This is a genomic window from Natrinema amylolyticum (genome assembly GCF_020515625.1).
GTDB lineage: Archaea > Halobacteriota > Halobacteria > Halobacteriales > Natrialbaceae > Natrinema > Natrinema amylolyticum.
Map to the genome: position 1 here is coordinate 1497599 of NZ_JAIWPJ010000001.1, position 15255 is coordinate 1512853.

Genomic DNA, 15255 nt, shown 5'->3' on the forward strand with positions numbered 1-15255 from the left:
GTCGATCCGATCCCGGCGTCGGCCGACCACTTTCACCGCGGATCCCGCAGGGTTTTTGTGATGGAAAGCCAGGCTCCGAGTATGACAGAGGCGACGGGGATCGTCGGAGAGTTCTTCTCCCTCAAAGAGGAAACCGACGCCGAGTTACTGGCGATGCAGTGTGGCGATTTCTACGAATTCTTCGGCGAGGACGCCGAGACCGTCAGTGACGAGCTCGATCTCAAGGTCTCCCAGAAGTCCTCTCACGGCTCGTCCTATCCCATGGCCGGCGTGCCGCTCGACGATCTGACGCCCTATCTCAAGGCCTTAGTCGAACGCGGCTACCGCGTCGCCGTCGCCGACCAGTACGAGACCGACTCCGGTCACGCCCGAGAGATCGTCCGCGTCGTGACGCCCGGCACGCTGCTCGAGACCAGCGACGCCGACGCGCAGTACCTCGCGGCGGTCGTCGACGGCGGGAGCGCCGGCGGCTCGAGCGGCGGTGACGCCGGGTACGGGCTCGCATTCGCCGACGTGACGACCGGTCGGTTCCTCGTCGCGGACGCCGACGATGCCGACGACGCACTGACGGAACTCTACCGGTTCGATCCGGTCGAAGTCCTGCCGGGGCCCGACGCGCGGACCGACGACGACCTATTGAACACCGTCCGCGAGCGGATCGACGCGACGCTGACGCTCCACGAGACCGAATCGTTCGCGCCCAAACGGGCGACACACGAGGTCCGCGAGCAGTTCGGCACCGAGACCGTCGACCGGCTCTCGGTCGGCGAGCCGACGCTCGCGGCGGCCGGCGCGATCCTCTCGTACGTCGCGGAGACCGGCGCGGGCGTGCTCGCCTCGATGACCCGCATCCAAGCCCACCACGGCGACGATCACGTCACGCTGGACGCGACCACTCAGCGAAACCTCGAGCTCACTGAGACGATGCAGGGCGAGCGCGACGGCTCGCTGTTCGCGACGATCGACCACACCGAGACCAGCGCCGGCGGCCGCCTCTTGAAGGAGTGGCTCCAGCGCCCGCGGCGCTCGCTCGAGACGCTCGAGCGGCGCCAGGAGAGCGTCGCCGCGCTCTCGACGGCGGCGCTCGCCCGCGACGAGATGCAGGACTCGCTCGGCGAGACCTACGATCTGGCGCGACTCGCGTCGAAGGCGACCCACGGCAGCGCGGACGCGCGGGACCTGCTCGCGGTCGGAGAGACACTCTCGGTCCTGCCCGCGCTGGCCGAGACGATCGAATCGAATCCGGATCTGGCCGACTCGCCGCTCTCCGAGATCGTCGACCGACCGGACCGGGACGCCGCACGAGAGTTACGGGAGACGCTCGAGGAAGCCATCGCCGAGGATCCGCCGTCGACCGTGACGCAGGGGGAACTCCTCCAGCGGGGGTACGACGACGAACTCGACGAGGTGATCGAGCGCCACGAGGCGATCAAGGAGTGGCTCGACACGCTCGCCGAGCGCGAGAAGGGGCAGTACGGGCTCTCGCACGTCACGGTCGACCGGAACAAGACCGACGGCTACTACATTCAGGTCGGCAAGTCCGCCGCCGACGGCGTTCCGGATCACTACGAGGAGATCAAGACGCTCAAGAACTCCAAGCGCTTCACCACCGACGAACTCGAGGAGAAGGAACGCGAAATCCTCCGGCTCGAGGAACGGCGCGGCGACCTCGAGTACGAACTCTTCGAGGAACTCCGCGACGAGGTCGCCGCGCGGGCCGAACTGCTGCAGGACGTCGGACGGGCGCTGGCGACGGTCGACGCGCTCGCGAGTCTGGCGACTCACGCGGCCGAAAACCGCTGGGTTCAGCCCGATCTCCATCGGGACGACCGCCTCGAGATCGAGCAGGGTCGGCACCCGGTCGTCGAGCAGACGACGGAGTTCGTGCCGAACGACGTCCGGATGAACGAGGATCGCAACTTTCTGGTCGTCACCGGACCCAACATGTCCGGGAAGTCGACCTACATGCGTCAGGTCGCCTGTATCGTCCTGTTGGCTCAGGTCGGCAGCTTCGTCCCCGCGAAGGAGGCCGAGATCGGGCTGGTCGACGGCATCTTCACCCGCGTCGGCGCACTCGACGAACTCGCACAGGGGCGCTCGACGTTCATGGTCGAGATGAGCGAACTCTCGAACATCCTCCACACCGCGACCGAGGAGTCGCTGGTCATCTTAGACGAGGTGGGCCGCGGAACGGCGACCTACGACGGGATTTCGATCGCCTGGGCCGCGACGGAGTACCTCCACAACGAGGTCAAGGCGAAGACCCTCTTCGCGACGCACTACCACGAACTGACCGGGCTCGCGGAGAACCTCCCCCGCGTCGCCAACGTCCACGTCGCGGCGGACGAACGCGACGGCGAGGTCACCTTTCTCCGGACCGTTCGCGACGGGCCGACGGATCGCTCCTACGGGATCCACGTCGCCGACCTCGCCGGCGTTCCCGACCCCGTCGTCGATCGCTCGAGAGATGTCTTAGAGCGCCTACGCGAGGAGAAGGCCATCGAGGCGAAGGGCGGGGGCTCGAGCGAGCCCGTTCAGGCCACGTTCGATCTGGGCAGCGGAACGATGCAGACACGAACGGCGGACCAGGGACAGTCCCAGACTCAGACGGCGTCGACCGACGGCGGTCCGACGGAGGCCGACTCCGACGGGCAGTCGATCGATCCCGAGACCGAGGCCGTCCTCGAGGACTTCGAGTCGATCGACGTGAACACGACGCCGCCGATCGAACTCGTCTCGAAAGTCCAGGAGCTCCAGGAGCGACTCGAGGAGTGACCGCGTGCGACGGCGGTCAGCTCACCGCTCGAACCCGCCGAACCCGCGGCATCGGTAACGAACGGTAGTGTCTCGCCGCCCACTTAGCTACCGGTTGACACACCACGTTTCCGGTGAACGCTGACCGCTGATGCCGGAACGGCCCGGTCGCCGTGATCCAACGTCAGCCCGCGGTTTCGCTGCGTCGACCGCGGAGATCCGTCCGCTCGGTCGGACGCGAATCCGGCGGCGGCCACCTTCACTTTCACTGCGCTTGGCTCCCCCTTACGTTCGAGCCGTGCGTTTCAGAGATACGGCGATCGCGTCGCGCACGAGGACCGTACCGCGACGGGAGACCCCGGTCGGCGTACCACGGATCGTTCCCGTGGCGGGGCTTCGGGCGACCGGCTGATACACACCATGTCCGACGAAACCACCACCACGAACGACGGATCGGCGAGCAAGTACGCCGGCAATCCGGACGGCGAGCGATTCACGAAGATCCACGGGGCCGAGTACGATCGCGTCAACGAGTTCCTCAGGGAGCGGACCGCGTTTACCGCGCGCGAGTGGGCGATCGCCCGCGCCTGTCAGGACTTCCGCACGCCGACCGGCGTGCCGATGCAAACGGTCGGCGAGAACCTCCCCGATCTGATCCCGTTCATGGAGGACACGTACTCGGGGCAGTCCGTCAGCAGCGCGAAGCATCGGTTCAACGAAAAGGTACAGAAAGCGGCGAACACGATGATGTACGGCGCACTCTCCGGGTTCTATACGGCCGACGAACTCGACGCGATCCTCTACGAGGCCGTCGAGACCGCAAAGCTCCTGATCGAAACCGAGGGCGGCACGATCGACCTCGAGACCGAACAGCGCGTCGAGACCCAACTCGCCGAGTACATGAACGAGGTTCGCGAGACGAGCCGAGCGGTCTCGGCCGAGCTCGCCCACGAGACCGACGAGAGCGACACTGACGAGAGCGAGTCCGAAGACCGCGGAGCCGAAGCGGGCGAGACCCGAGACGGAGCGGGCGAAGCGAGCGAGGACTGAGCGACTGCTCGAGCGACGAACTTGAGAGTGAGACCGCGCGTAGCCGTGCCCTCGGCCCCCTCTCGGTCAGGAGATCGTCCGGGACCCGACCGCGATCAGCACCGCTCGCCCAAGTCCCGCCAGTCGTACCAATCGCGGAGATCGAGTTCGATCTCGAGGCCACAGCCCTCGCAGTAGAACGCGACGGTTCGATACCCCGGTTGGAACTCCTCCCATTCGCCGTGGTCGTCGCACTCGATTCGAATTCCGCGTTCCGCCCCGTCGGGGACGTCGACAGTGTAGGTGCTCATGGTTGGGGGAAACTCCGTCTCCGAATTCGACGGTGGTCTCGACTATCGGACGGTCCTTAGCTCTTTCACCGATTCGCGGGACGAATCGGATCGGCGCAGGTCGATCCGAACGGGACGGGTCGGCCGCGTCCGGCTACCCGTGAACGGAGCCGGTCGACTCCCGGTCGTTGCTGTCGGCGGGGCCCGCTTCGGGGTGGTACTCCCCGATCACGACGTTCACCGCTACGCCGACGAGGAGGACGAACGAGGTCCCGTAGAGCCAGATGAGCAGGAGGATGACCGCACCGAACGTGTCGAACGTTCCGACGGTGTTCACGAGGTCCGCGTAGACGCCGAACAGCGCCTCGAGGACGACCCAGCCCGCGGCGGCGATGAGGGTCCCGGGAAGGGCCTCTCGAGCCGAGACGTCCGGTTCGGGGAAGACGTAGTAGATGGGGAAGAACGCGACGACCAGGCCACAGAACAGGACGAGCGGAGTCACCGCGACGACGACAGGATGGTTCACCGTCGCCAGCGTCGCCGTCGCGAAACTGACGCCGGTGGTGGCGATCACGATGGCGAGGAAGACCACGATACCGTCGGCGAACTTGCCCGAAACGGAGCGCTCTCCCTCGCCGTACAGTTCGTCGAACGCGGTGTTCAACCCCCGGAAGATGCGCAGCATTCCCCACAGCAGCGAGACGATCCCGATGAGCGACGCCCCGGCCCGCTTGGACGCGTGGGTCAACGCCTCGTAGACGAGCCCCTGGCCGGCGGGACTGAGGTGGTCTCGGGCCACCGCGACGATCTGCTCGGTCAGGTACTCGTTGCCGACCGCGCCGGCGACGATAAAGAGGAGGAGCAAGAGCGGCAGCAGGGAGAGGAACGCGGCGTGGGCGATGCTCCCCGCCATGAACGTCACGTTGTGCTCATCGACGACGGCCACCACGTCTCGAGCGACGGATCGGATCCGTCGCGAGTCCATACCGTCCGGACGGCTGCGGTCACGAAAAGGGCGGCGCTGGCAGTCGCCGTCATCGGCGACGGCGGTCCGATCGACCGCCACCGGTAGAATTTTGAGTCGATAGGGCACTCGTTAGCACGATGCACGAAGCAGACTTCGACGTCGCGGGGCAGACCGCGATCGTCACCGGCGCGAGCCAGGGAATCGGACAGGCGATCGCGGAGACGCTCGCGGCGAACGGCGCGAACGTCGCGATCTGTTCGCGGTCGATGGACCGCGTGGGACCGGTCGCCGAGGGGATCGACGAGGCCGACGACGCGGGCGACGCCATCGCCGTCGAGTGCAACGTCCGCGAGCGCGAGCAGGTCCAGGCCCTCGTCGACGAGACCGTCGACGAGTTCGGCGATATCGACATCCTCGTGAACAACGCCGGCGGGGAGTTCGTCGCGCCGTTCGAGGACATCTCCGAAAACGGCTGGAAGACCATCGTCGACCTCAACCTCAACAGCACCGTTCACTGCACGCAACTCGCCGGCGAAGTCATGCGCGAGGGATCGGGCGGCGTCATCATCAATCTCTCGAGCGTGAACGGCCAGCACGCCGCGCCCGGCGAGAGCCACTACGGCGCGTCGAAGGCGGCGATCATCCGACTCACCGAAACGCTGGCCGTCGAATGGGCCGAGGACGGCATCCGCGTCAACTGCATCGCGCCCGGCCTGATCCAGACGCCCGGCGTGGCAGAGACGCTCGGCATCGACAGCGAGGACATGCCGCCCCGCGAGGAGACCGATCGCCGCATCGGCCACGCCGAGGAGATCGCCGACGCCGTCCAGTTCCTCTCGAGCCCCGCCGCCTCGTTCATGAACGGCGAGACGATCACCGTCAAGGGCGTCCCGCGGGCCGGCAACTCGATGTCGCAGGACCTCGGCCTCGAGGACTGAGGGCTTCGGGATTTCAGCCTCTGTTCAGGTGTCAGCCGCCGGCGGATCGGTCCGGGCGTCACGCCGGTAGCACGAACGGGCAACGAATATGTCGACCGCCTACCAAGTACGGCCGATGGCGACTCCTGCGAAACCCGGCATCGACGTGGTTGCAGCCGTCGGCCTGTACGTCGCGGCGGTCGCGGTCGGCCTCGTCGCGCTCGGTGGGGTCGCTGCGGGGGCCTCGAGCGACGGTCTCGTGGCGCTGCTCCCGACCGCGTTCACCGCCGGCTTGCTCTGTGGGACCACCGTTGCGCGCCTCACCGCCGACGCCGTGGTCCGACTCGGTGTCTGGCGGTGGCGGACCATCGCTTGCTGGGTACCCGCGTCGCTCGTCGCGGGCGGTGCCGTCGTCCTCTCGGCGACCAACGCGGTCTCACGGGACTGGCGGCTGCTATTGCTCGGTGTCGCGTCGGGCGCGGTCGTCCTCTCGGGCTGGCTACTGTCGCGGACGACACACGACGCCTACGTCGGCGCGGCGATCGACGACCGCGACGACGCGCTCGCGAGCTGGACGTGGTATCAGTCCGGGACCCACGCGTTCCTGATCGCGCTCGGCGTCGTCCTGTTCGGGGTCGGGACGGGGGCCTCGATCGTCGTCGGCACGCCCTCGTACCGGTTCTTCCTCCCCTCGATCGTACTGGTCGTCCTCGGGTGGGCACCGACGCTCTCAGTCCCGAACCCGGGCGGCGACGACCTGACGCTGTTCTCGGTATCCGGGCTCGAACACGCCCGCGCCGACGTTCGCGCCTATCCCGACGGCATCGTCGTCGAACCCCGACTGCTCCCGTCGTACAGGCAGTTCGTTCCGTGGGACCGGATCGCCGACGTGCGAACGACCGAGGATCGGCTCGTCCTCGAGCACCGGTGGCGACCGGCCATTCGCTGTGATCGGTCGGCGATCGAGGACGTCGAGACCGTTCGCGACGCGATCGAGCGGGCGCGGCGGGGGACGGCCGATTCCCAAACCACAATTTAACACCGCTCGAACTCGAGCGAACACCATGTACGGACCACGGACGACGACCGACGGGAGCGCAACCCGGACGCCATCGAGTACGCACGACGGGGCCGGAAGCCGACCGGTACCGACGCCGCCGTGATCGAATCCAGCAATGACTACCGACCTACCCCAGGACGACACCGATATTCACCAGTTAGACGAGGACACCGTCACCCGCATCGCCGCCGGCGAGGTCGTCGAGCGACCCGCGAGCGCGGTGAAGGAACTCGTTGAGAACAGCTTAGATGCCGACGCCGACAGCGTCGACGTCACCGTCGAGGAGGGCGGGAGGGAACTGATCCGGGTCGCGGACGACGGGCGGGGCATGTCCGAGGCCGACATCCGCGCGGCCGTCCGCGAACACACGACCAGCAAGATCGACGGGCTCGAGGACCTCGAGTCGGGCGTCGCGACGCTGGGATTCCGCGGCGAGGCGCTGCACACCATCGGGTCGGTGTCGCGAATGACCATCCGCTCGCGGCCCCGCGACGGGGACGGCGCGGGGACGGAACTCGTCTACGAGGGCGGCGACGTCGTCTCGGTCGAGCCGACGGGCTGTCCGGCGGGGACGACCGTCGAAATCGAGGATCTGTTCTACAACACGCCCGCTCGCCGGAAGTTCCTCAAGACGACCGCGACCGAGTTCGCCCACGTCAATCGCGTCGTCACGCGCTACGCGCTCGCGAACCCCGATGTGGCGGTCACGCTGACCCACGACGGCCGCGAAGTGTTTTCGACGACGGGCCAGGGCGACCTCCAAGCCGCCGTCCTGTCGGTCTACGGCCGCGAGGTCGCCTCGGCGATGATCCCCGTCGAGGCCGACGGCGACGAACTCCCGCCGGGGCCGCTCGACGCCGTCTCGGGGCTGGTCTCCCACCCCGAGACCAACCGCTCGAGCCGAGACTATCTCGCGACCTACGTCAACGGCCGCGCCGTGACCGCCGACGCCGTCCGCGAGGGGATCATGGGTGCCTACGGCACGCAACTGGGCGGCGACCGCTACCCGTTCGTCACCCTCTTCCTCGAGGTTCCCGGCGACGCGGTAGACGTGAACGTCCACCCGCGCAAGCGGGAGGTCCGCTTCGACGACGACGACGCGGTCCGGCGACAGGTCGACGCCGCGGTCGAGAGCGCCCTGCTCGAGCACGGTCTGCTCCGATCGCGCGCGCCCCGCGGTCGGTCGGCACCGGGCGAGGCGCGAGTCGAGCCCGGGGATCGCGGGATCGAGGATGAGTCGTCCGGGGAGTCCGCGACCCTCGAAACCGGCGTCGAGGCGGCGTCGACCGCCGACGAATCGAGCGACTCGGAGGACGCGGTCACGGCCTCGGAGTCGGACCGCGAGACGGGCGATCGGCCACCGGCTGAGAGTACTGCGAACGCGGGTTCGGGGGCCGACTCGGGCGGCTCGGACGCCGCCGTCGACGAGCGATCCGCGAGCCCGCACGGCTCCTCGAGTCGCCCGGACGAACCGTCGACGAACGCGACGGCGGCAAGCGCCGAGCCGGAACCGGAGGCGGCCAGTGACGTCACGACCGATTCGACGGCGACCAGTAGTGACGTCGCGGCCGAGTCGACGGGAGGGGGAGCCGGCTCGAGTCGGGCCGATTCGGAGCGAAACGCCGACTCGACCGTAGGCCGGGATCGTGATTCGGGTTCCGGGCGCAAGTTCGACGCCGCGACCGACCAGCGGACGCTGACCGGCGAGACCGCGACGGGCGAAGAGACCGAGTTCGACTCGCTGCCCGCCCTGCGGGTGCTCGGCCAGCTCCGCGACACCTATCTGGTCTGCGAGGCCCCCGACGGCCTCGTCCTGATCGACCAGCACGCCGCCGACGAGCGGGTCAACTACGAGCGCCTGCAGGCGGCGTTCGCGGACGACCCGACCGCACAGGCGCTCGCCGACCCCGTCGAACTCGAGCTGACCGCGGCCGAGGCGGAGGCCTTCGAACACTACAGCGAGGCGCTCTCGCGGCTCGGCTTCTACGCCGACCGCGTCGACGACCGGACCGTCGCGGTGACCACCGTGCCCGCGGTGCTCGAGGAGACGCTCGAGCCCGAACGGTTGCGGGACGTGCTCGCCTCCTTCGTCGAGGGCGACCGCGAGGCCGGTGCCGAGACGGTCGACGCGCTGGCCGACGAGTTCCTCGGCGATCTGGCCTGTTACCCGTCGATCACTGGGAACACGTCGCTGACGGAGGGGTCGGTCGTCGACCTGCTGGCGGCGTTAGACGACTGCGAGAATCCCTACTCCTGCCCGCACGGGCGACCGGTGATCGTCCGGTTCGACGAGGGGGAGATCGAGGATCGCTTCGAGCGGGACTATCCCGGCCACGGCGGGTAGGCCGCCGCTCGAGGACCGTTGCCGTTCTCGGGACTGACGGTTCCCCTGTCTCTCTCGCCGTCCGTTACTCGCTGCTCGCGCCCTCGAGGCTCGGCCCGTCCGGGTCCGGAGTCGTCGCGCGATCGCGCCTGTAGAGCCAGATCGTACAGCCGAAGGCGATCACGCCGGCGACGGTGGCGATCCCGAACGCGATCCGGTAGCCGGTCTCCGAGTACACCCGGACGCCGCCGACGAGGTCGCCGGTCCAGTGGGCGTCCAGCGCCCGCCCCATCAGCGTCGGGAGGATCGCCGCGCCGAAGAAGGCCGCGGCGTTGGCCGTCCCGGTCGAGATCCCGCTCGCGCTGCTGGGGTGTCGCTCTTGTACGACCGAGTAGCCTAAGACGAACGCCCCCAGCATGATCCCGGCGAGCAGGAACACCGCACCGACGACCGGCAGCGGCGGGTTCCCGACGATCGCGATCAGGGCGAGACAGCAGACGTAACACGCGCCGCCGGCGACCATCAGCTCGATTCTGGCCTCGAGGCGGTCCGACAGCCAGCCGACCGCGGGCGGGCCGATCATCAGGCCGACGCCGCCTAGCAGCGTGAGCGTCGAGGCCGCGGTCACCGAGACGTCGTAGGTCTGGACGACGTAGGGCACGCCCCACAGGCCGAAGAGCGTGATGTTCACGCCGGTCGCGCAGAACAGCATGACGCTGACGACCCAGATCCAGCGGTCGCCGAGGACGGTCGAGAGGTGCCCCTTCAGCTGGGCGTTCGTGAGTATCTCCTGGCCCGGCACGCCCTCGATGCGGTCGAATCCGGCGTCGACGGGGGAGTTCCGGACGAGCGCGAACACGACGACGGCCATCGCGAGACCGGCGACCCCGAGTCCGGCGACCGTCGATCGCCAGCCGAACGCATCGACCGCGAGCGCGAGCGGCGTCGTCGCGAAGACGCCGCCGAAGCCGGCGACGGCGAAGGTCGCGCCGCTCATCGTCGCGAACTCGTCGTCGCGGTACCAGTTGGCACAGAAGCGGAGGATACAGACGAAGATCACGCTCCCGCCGAGGCCGACCAGCCCGCGGGCGAGCGTCGCCGCGAGGTAGCCGTCGGCGAACGCGAACCAGACGACGCCGACGTTCATCACCGCCGCCCCGACCGTGGCCGTCAGCCGGGGCCCGATTCGATCGGCGAGGACGCCCGACGGGATCTGCATCACCGCATAGACCCAGAAGAAGACGGCATGCAGCGTGCCGAGCTGTGCGCCGGTCGTCCCGAACGCCGCCATGAGGTGCTCGGAGAGCACCGCCGTCGAGAGGCGATTGACGTTGACCAGCAGGAAGAGGACCCCCATCACCGCCCACAGGATCCACCGCCGCCGGAGCGGATCGCGCCACAGTCGCATGGTAACACGACTCTTCCGCGGAGCACCGAAAAGCTTCACCAACCGGAAAGAGCGGGGTCGATGCACGAGGGCGTCTCGTCGGTGCAAGCCGTCGCTTGGCAGTACAGGTGATGATACCCTCGAGACGAACCGGTGTCGGCACTGGTAGGTGACTCGAGGTCCACCGTCCACCCATGACGAGCCTGCGAGAACTCGACGGCTCGAGCGCCGGCGGCCAGTTCCTTCGGACCGCGCTCGCGCTGTCGGTCCTCGAGAACGAGTCGGTTCGCCTCGAGAACGTCCGCGGCGACCGGTCGACGCCCGGGCTCCGCCATCAACATCTGGCGGTCCTCGAGACGATGGCGGAGCTCTGTGACGCCGACGTGTCGGGTGCCGAACTGGGTGCGGAGACGGTCGAATTCGAGCCGGGACTCGAGTCCGCCGACGGACCGGAGCGCGGCACGCTCGAGGGCGGAGCGTACGCCGTCGACATCGGAACCGCCGGCAGCGCGACGCTGCTGTGCAACGCCTTGCTTCCGCTGGCGACGGTCCTCGAGTCCCCGCTGTCGGTGACGGTTACCGGGGGGACTGACGTGGCGTGGTCGCCGCCGCTGGACTACCTCCGCCACGTGAAGTTCCCGCTACTTCGCCGCTTCGGCATCGAAGCCACTTGCGAGGTCGATCGTCGCGGGTTCTATCCCGACGGCGGCGGCGAGCTTACACTTCGGCTCGAGCCCTCGCGCCTCGAGCGGATCGAGATCGTCGAGCGGGGACCGCTCGAGGGGCTCCGACTCTACTCGACCGAATCGGAGTCGCTGGCGGACCGCGACGTCGCATACCGACAGGCCGAGGGAGCGCTCGAGCGGCTGGATCGGGAGCCGTCGCTCGAACTCGCGGAGCGGCGCGAAATCACGGCGGACAGTCCCTCTCCGGGCTCCGCGCTGGTGCTTCGCATCGATCACGGAACCGGCATCGCCGGCTTCTCCGCCCTCGGCGAGCGCGGCACGCCCGCGGAGCGCGTCGGCGAAGACGCCGCGGACGCCGCGAACCGGTTTCTCGAGGGAGCGGCCCCGGTCGACCGGCACATGGCCGACCAGTTGCTCGTGTTCCTCGCGCTCGCTGGCGGTCGCATACGCGTCCCCACCGTGACTGAGCACGTCGAAACGCGGTGTGAACTACTCGAGGACTTCGGAGCGAAAATCGAACTCGAAGCCGACGGCGAGACGACGATCGTCTCGATCCCGTCACCGCTCCGCGGTGGCGAGTAGCGTCTCGGAAGCGGTCGGACGGATTTCGCGGTGACGAGTAGCGTCTCGGAAGCGGTCGGACGGATTTCGCGGTGACGAGAGCGAGTCCGGTTCCGCTCCGTCTCCAGTACTGGATCGGGTCGGCGCAATAGGCCACGGGGGCGGCTCCGCTAACGAGTACTCGCTGGCGATTTCTCCCCATCACCGCGGCCCGTCGGGCGCTGTCGGGCGGCGGTAACCGCCACAACTTATAGCAGCGCCGTCCGTTGGCTCGAGTATGGCCGACAGAGTGACTGCCGTACACCGCAGATCGATCCGGGGTGTCGAACCGTGAGTCAGAGCGACATCGTCACCTTCGGAGAGACGATGCTCCGGTTGTCGCCGCCGGACAGCGAACGGCTCGAGAACGCCGACGAGTTCGAGGTTCGGGCCGCCGGAGCCGAGAGCAACGTCGCCATCGCGGCGAGTCGGCTGGGCGCGTCGGCGACCTGGATGTCGAAAGTACCCGAGACGGCGCTCGGACGCCGGATCGTCGGCGAGCTCCGCGGATACGGCATCGAGACCGACATCGTCTGGAGCCACCGGGGCCGACAGGGGACCTACTACCTCGAGCACGCGGGCAAACCGCGCGGGACGAACGTGATCTACGACCGGGACGACACCGCCGTCTCGACGGCGGAGGCCCGCGAGTTCGACATCGATCGGATTCAGGACGCGCAGGTCTTCTTTACCACCGGAATCACGCCTGCGCTCTCCTCCACGCTCCGGGATACGACGTTGAATCTGCTCAAGGCGGCCCGCAAGGGCGGGACGACGACCGCCTTCGACTTCAACTACCGGCGAAAGCTCTGGTCGCCCGACGAGGCCAAAGAGACGCTGACGAAGCTGTTCCCCGGGATCGACGTTCTCATCATCGCCGCTCGCGACGCGCGAACGGTCCTCGGCTTCGAGGGCGACCCGCGACAGCTCGCCCACAAGCTCGGCTCGCAGTACGATTTCACGACCGTCGTCGTCACCCGCGGCTCGGAGGGCGCGGTCGGCTGGCACGACAGCATCGTCCACGATCACGACGCCTACGAGACCGATACCGTCGATCCGATCGGCACCGGGGACGCCTTCTCCGGCGCGTTCATCGCTCGCCGACTCGACGGCGACGACGTACCGACCGCCCTCGAGTACGCCGCGGCGACCGCGTCGCTCAAGCGGACGATCCCCGGCGACATCGCGCTCGTCACCGCGGACGAGGTCGAGAGCGTCGTCAAAGATCAGGGCGAAGAGATCTCGCGGTAATTCCCGCGAGTCGTCTCAACTAGTAGACGCGTTCCGAGGCGGTCGCGGCGACGATTGGACGGGTTTGCCAGAAGCTGTTTTATAGACCAGTCAAAAGCAGTGAGTGTAATGAAGCGTGGAACCACACTACTGGTCGCACTGCTCGTGGTCATGAGTACGGTGACGATGGCCGCGGCCGCCGGTGCGACGACGACGCAGGTAGAATCGGAGACGACCACCCAGACCGAAACCGAGGCGAATACGACCGCCGACAGCGACTCGAGCGGCGAACTCGACTCCAGTACGCAGGTCGACTCGGAGACGAGCACTGAATCGAACACGTCGAGCGAAACGGAGTCGACCACTCAATCAGAGTCGGAAACGAGCGCCGACGGCGAGTCCGACTCGAGTCTCGAGGGCGAGGCGGAAGCCGAGACCTCCGTCGACGGGGAATCCGAGACGACCGTCGACGACGGCTCGAACACGACCGCGGACGTGGAGTCGGAAACGTCCGTCGAGGCCGAGGCTGAGGCTGAGGTCGACGCCGAGACCGATACCACGAGTGAGTCCGAATCGGACGAGACGACTGACGACGAGTCGAACGAAACGAGCGAATCGGACTCGGACGAGACGACTGACGACGAGTCGAACGAAACGAGCGAATCGGACTCGGACGAGACGACCGACGACGAGTCGAACGGGACCGCGGAGGGTGACGCCTACGCGGGCACTCACGTCGGGTTCGACGTGCAGGGCGACGCGATCACCGACTACCGCGTCGACGGCGACCGGCCGTTCGCGTCCGTCACCGTCCGGTCCCAGAGCGAGGCCGAATCCGAGGCGACGCTCGAGACCGGCGCGGAACTGTCAGTGGCGACGCAGACGGAGACGAGCGCGCAGGCCCGGACCGAGAGCAACGCGACGGTATCGGCCCACGATACGCGACACGGGACGCTGGTCGTCGAGAGCGGCAACGAGTCCCAGTCCGTCGAGGCCGAGCTCGGGGCCAGCGCCGAGGCCCGCGACGAGGGCGACCGCGTCGTCGTCGAGACCGAGGACCGCGAGGGCGTCTTCCTCGTCGCCGGCGACGGCGACGTGACCGTCACCGCCGAGGGCAACGTGTCGGCGTCGCTGAGCGAGAACGCGACGCTCGCGTTCCGCTCCTACGAGGCGGGCGAACGCGACGAGAGCGACGAATACGAGGAGTCGCTGATCGCCGAGGGCGACGCCGCCGTCGAAGCGACCGCCGAGCACCGCAACGGCGAGAGTGTCACGAGCGCCGTCACGTACGGCCAGGAGACCGCCGCGAACGCGAGCCAGAGCGCCGAAAATCGGGTCAACATCACCGTCGACCGCGCCACCCACGAGGGCACGGTCGTGATGACGACCGTCTCCGACGAAGCCGTCGGGAGCCTCGAGGACCTGTCGGTGACGATCGACGGCGAGGCCGCGGTCGAAGTCGACTCGAAGAGCGAGGTCGAAGGCGCGATCGGCAGCGACGAGACCCGATACACGGTCGTCCAGAACGCGCAGGCAGAAGGGCAGGCGACCGTTTACATCGGCGTCAACCACTTCTCCGAGCGGACGATGACGATCGCGGGTGCGACCGCCGATGACGGCAGTACGAGCGACGGCGACGATTCCGAGAGCAGTGAGGAGGACAGCGAGATCACCAGCGAGGACGCCGACGACGCGAGCGACAGCGTTCCCGGCTTCGGTGCCGGCGTCAGCGTCGTCGCGATCTCGACCGCCGGACTACTCGCTCGCGTCCGGAACTAGTCGGTAGCACCAGTTTCCGATCACTGCTCGGTTCCACTTTTCGACGGCACTCGACGCGAGCGCAGCGACGGAGAACGGCAGGAAAGGATCTCCGGCTGTCGGTGGGCCGTGTACCGTAATTGTGGTTTTCGGGGAATCGTCATAGAGACACCACTTCTCGCTGTACTGTACCGTTCTCTCACTCTCGTTCGTTGCGTAGTCGCGTGTCCGCTGACGGTGCGTGAGTGAACTGA

The 15255-nt window shown here is 67.9% G+C and carries 11 protein-coding genes; 8 read left to right on the forward strand and 3 right to left on the reverse strand.

The genetic code is table 11. The annotated features are described in order from the left end of the window. Positions 1 to 81: 81 nt before the first annotated feature. Positions 82 to 2775 carry a DNA mismatch repair protein MutS gene (gene mutS, locus LDH66_RS07440; protein ID WP_226480418.1) on the forward strand — a complete coding sequence of 898 codons (2694 nt, stop codon included), beginning with the start codon at positions 82 to 84 and terminating at the stop codon, positions 2773 to 2775. 399 nt (positions 2776 to 3174) lie between these two features. Next, the gene (locus tag LDH66_RS07445; protein ID WP_226480419.1) at positions 3175 to 3804 is read left to right on the forward strand and encodes a DUF5806 family protein; all 630 of its coding nucleotides are present in this window, start codon (positions 3175 to 3177) and stop codon (positions 3802 to 3804) included. 95 nt (positions 3805 to 3899) lie between these two features. On the opposite strand, the gene LDH66_RS07450 is transcribed toward LDH66_RS07445, so the two are convergent. Further along, a complete protein-coding gene (locus LDH66_RS07450) occupies positions 3900 to 4094 on the reverse strand; it encodes a hypothetical protein (RefSeq protein WP_226480420.1) in 195 nt (64 codons plus the stop codon). 133 nt (positions 4095 to 4227) lie between these two features. Next, a complete protein-coding gene (locus LDH66_RS07455) occupies positions 4228 to 5058 on the reverse strand; it encodes a YihY/virulence factor BrkB family protein (RefSeq protein WP_226480421.1) in 831 nt (276 codons plus the stop codon). A gap of 119 nt (positions 5059 to 5177) precedes the next feature. Here LDH66_RS07455 and LDH66_RS07460 point away from each other — a divergent pair, with 119 nt between their 5' ends. From LDH66_RS07460 to mutL, 3 genes are all read left to right on the forward strand, one after another. Next, positions 5178 to 5978, forward strand: coding sequence for an SDR family NAD(P)-dependent oxidoreductase (locus LDH66_RS07460; protein WP_226480422.1), 801 nt, complete (start codon positions 5178 to 5180; stop codon positions 5976 to 5978). Between the two features lie 115 nt (positions 5979 to 6093). Continuing rightward, positions 6094 to 6996 (forward strand): hypothetical protein, encoded by a 903-nt coding sequence (locus LDH66_RS07465; protein WP_226480423.1) that lies wholly within the window; start codon positions 6094 to 6096, stop codon positions 6994 to 6996. Between the two features lie 136 nt (positions 6997 to 7132). Continuing rightward, on the forward strand, positions 7133 to 9361 hold the full coding sequence (gene mutL, locus LDH66_RS07470; RefSeq protein WP_226480424.1) for a DNA mismatch repair endonuclease MutL: 2229 nt from the start codon (positions 7133 to 7135) through the stop codon (positions 9359 to 9361). Positions 9362 to 9425: 64 nt separating this feature from the next. Here mutL and LDH66_RS07475 read toward each other — a convergent pair whose 3' ends face one another. Then, positions 9426 to 10748, reverse strand: a complete 1323-nt coding sequence (locus LDH66_RS07475; protein WP_226480425.1) for an MFS transporter — start codon at positions 10746 to 10748, stop codon at positions 9426 to 9428. Between the two features lie 173 nt (positions 10749 to 10921). Between LDH66_RS07475 and rtcA the strand changes: the two genes are divergently transcribed. From rtcA to LDH66_RS07490, 3 genes are all read left to right on the forward strand, one after another. Continuing rightward, positions 10922 to 11995: an RNA 3'-terminal phosphate cyclase gene (gene rtcA, locus LDH66_RS07480; RefSeq protein ID WP_226480426.1), complete on the forward strand. Its 1074-nt coding sequence runs from the start codon at positions 10922 to 10924 to the stop codon at positions 11993 to 11995. A gap of 309 nt (positions 11996 to 12304) precedes the next feature. Then, positions 12305 to 13264: a bifunctional 2-dehydro-3-deoxygluconokinase/2-dehydro-3-deoxygalactonokinase gene (gene kdgK1 / locus LDH66_RS07485; protein WP_226480427.1), complete on the forward strand. Its 960-nt coding sequence runs from the start codon at positions 12305 to 12307 to the stop codon at positions 13262 to 13264. Positions 13265 to 13372: 108 nt separating this feature from the next. Further along, on the forward strand, positions 13373 to 15022 hold the full coding sequence (locus LDH66_RS07490) for a PGF-CTERM sorting domain-containing protein (protein ID WP_226480428.1): 1650 nt from the start codon (positions 13373 to 13375) through the stop codon (positions 15020 to 15022). Positions 15023 to 15255: the final 233 nt, after the last annotated feature.